Annotated in this window: 1 protein-coding gene; it reads left to right on the top strand. The window is 44.0% G+C overall.

Annotated elements, in window-relative coordinates; translation table 11 throughout:
- The first annotated feature begins 95 nt into the window (after nucleotides 1-95).
- A complete protein-coding gene (locus AC1DWB_RS32585) occupies nucleotides 96-2,693 on the top strand; it encodes a PAS domain S-box protein (protein WP_477545250.1) in 2,598 nt (865 codons plus the stop codon).
- Nucleotides 2,694-3,277: the final 584 nt, after the last annotated feature.

Below are 3,277 nucleotides of genomic sequence, written 5' to 3'. Positions count from 1 at the left end.
ATCCTCTCTCTAGTAAAGCCTCTTTTACCCTAGGGATGGATCAAATTCGAGAATATATGGCGTCTGATTMGTTATTTCGATTGGTCGAACCGTTTATGAATAAGTTGAAGCAGCTTGCCTCAAATACGGGCTATCTTGTAACGTATAGCAATGCGGCCGGCGAAATGATTTATTTTGACGGCGATATGTCCGTAATGTTAAAAGCAGAAGACATTAACTTCTCGCCAGGCTCAAATTGGAGTGAAGGCAGCGCAGGGACGAATGCAATTGGGACAGCCCTCGTCACCGGAGCACCGAATCAAGTGTTTGCAAACGAGCATTTTTGCCAAAATATTCATAGCTGGACATGTTCCGCTGCTCCCATCCGCGATCCCGCTACAGGCAAAGCTCTCGGTATCATCGATTTAACCGCCTTTTGGACGGTAAATGATCCGAAATCACTGGATGCCGTTGTTGGGGTGACCCAAGATATTGAGAAGATGCTGTACAACCAATTGAAATTCGAGYGTTACCGGCTGTCTCAGTATTTTGCTGAACTCACCAAAAGGACGACCCTCCCGCTAGCGGTTTTAGACCGTGGAGGACAAGTCATCGAAGCTTCCCAACTGCTGTATGAAAAAGGCTGGATATCACCCAATCACCGGATGAAACATAACTCTCTCGAGAGAGAATCTTTTCCATCAAGAGTGACCTGGGAAAGTGAGTCTAACAATAAGATATGGCGATTTGAACTCTCCCCTTACTTTTATGGCGGAATGGCAATCGGATCCATTGTAAACGTCCTTCCGCCAGACATTGCCGTTTTTAAACATTTACCCGATTTCCACCAACCCCTGGCAACCTCGTCACTGCTTAAACAAGACGAAGAAGCTGTTGAACCTCAAAGCGTTTCCATGCAAGAGCATGTTTACAAATCGCTGTTCGATCATCATCCGGACGCCATCTTTTCTTATAATGTACAAGGGCTTCTTATCGACGCAAACCCGGCGGCGGAAAGATTGCTTTGTTATGATGTGAGTGAACTAAGAAACCTAACAGTACAAGACTTAACTCTCCCCGACAACAAAGAACGCAGATTACATGCTTTCACCAATTCCGCAAAAGGCTTGCAGCAAGAGTACGAAGCTACTCTCCTACATAAGCAGGGGCATCATCTTCATGTTGAGTTAAAAAGCTTTCCGATCATTGTGGAAAATGAAATCGTCGGCGTCTACGAAATTGTGCGAGAAATCAAACTAAATCATCAACAAATGCTCGAAGATTTGAAGTCTACAAAAGAACAGCTTGAGTTTTACTTCAGTAACACCGATGATGCGATTCTCGTTATAAACTCCAATCTTCATGTCATAAAAGCCAACAAATCTTTTGAACGAATATTTGGCTGGACAGAGCAGGAACTACTTGGCAAAGAGCTCCCCACGATTCCTGACCACCTAAAAAAGGAAGCCGATGATATTCGCAACAACTTGCTGAGCTCCCGACATGTCCTCCCTTATGAAACCGTTAGACAGCGCAAGGATGGCAGTCTGATTGATGTCACCAATACCGCCTCTCCTCTATTTGACAGCAAAGGCAATGCCATCGCGTTTGTGTTAATTTCAAGAGATAATACGGAACTAAACCGAATGAGAGAAAGGCTAATAGAAGGCGAGAAACGGCTACGGACGTTGATCAATTCCATTCCTGACTTCGTTGTATTCAAAGACGATCAAGGAAAGTGGATCGAAGCAAACGATAGCACCCTAGCTTTTTTACGGTTAGAGGCTACCGACTATCAGGGAATGACGGATCTTGAACTTGCAGCGAGCCATGCATATTATCGCGATATTTATTATCCGTGTATGGTGTCTGATCATCAGRCTTGGGACAAAGGCAGTCTGATTCGCGTCCAAGAAATCATTCCAACTCCAAGTGGCATCGCTGCGATTCTCGATGTAATCAAAATTCCCATTTATCATCCAGATGGCAGACGCAAAGGACTTATCGTGATTGGACGCGACATCACAGAGCTGAAGCATACGGAAGAATTGCTGCGAAAAACGGAGAAACTTGCCGTTGTCGGTCAGCTAGCGGCAGGGATTGCCCACGAAATTCGCAATCCCCTTACGGCACTGAAAGGGTTCCTTAGCTTACTGAAGCATCAAACAACGGATAAGAACCTATGGTACTTGGAAGTCATGCGGTCCGAAATTGAACAAATGGAATGGATCACGAACCAATTTTTGACCGTGGCCAAGCCGCAAACAGCGAAACTCGAAAGGACTAACTTGGAAACCGTGATCCAGCAGGTTTCTTCTTTCCTCTTTCCGTTTGCGACCATGCACAGTGTGCAGATATTAATAGAATCGGACTCTGGAGAGCCGCTCATTGAATGCGAAGAAAATCAGTTGAAGCAAGTGTTTATCAATATTTTGAAAAATGCCATAGAAGCGATGCCACAAGGTGGACAAATTCAAATTGTGATCAAACTCAACACCGATTCTGTTTCTGTTCAAGTCCACGACCAAGGATGCGGAATCCCGCAAGACAGAATTCCCCACCTTGGAGAACCTTTTTACAGCCTTAAGGAAAAAGGGACAGGCTTAGGGTTAATGATTTGCTACAAAATTATCAAGGAACATCACGGAACCATTCAAATTACAAGTGAACTGGGTCGAGGGACCACAGTCGAGATTATTTTGCCTCTCCAATAGTTGCATGACATTTATCCTAAGTATTATCTCATTGTTAGCCACACACAGCACTCCACATGACTCGAGTGCGTAATATTGCGATAATACAAAACTATTTTAATCGGTCTGTATAATGGTTCTAGGGAACCACTAACTGTTTTTTCCAACGATTACCTCCCTTTCTTCGGCCTAGGATGCAATGGCGCATGGCGCATCATCGGATAAGTGGCGAATAAAGCAAGTAGACTCACCGCCCCGATTAAAGTAACAACCTCCATGGCATTCATCTCGACCGAAAACCAATTGAATATGCTTGAAAGAATTTTTCCGTAATATAGAAATAAACCTATGATCGTCACGGACATGAACATGACCAAACTGCGCGTGAATCCCACCCTGTACAAGATTGTATTTACGAGAAAAGTAAGTCCGAATAAAGCCAAACCGACCATCAAGTCTACCCACAAATAAGGGAAAAATTGATACTCTTTCAGAAATAATCTCGCAGGATGCAGGATTTGCGCTTCAACCCTCTATTGCTTATACACGGTCACCAACACATATTGTCAAACATTCAGGCACAATATGGTCAATGAGATTTCAGC

This window comes from Paenibacillus sp. P4_E11, from assembly GCF_056401635.1.
This window is presented reverse-complemented; position numbering and strand designations above follow the sequence as displayed.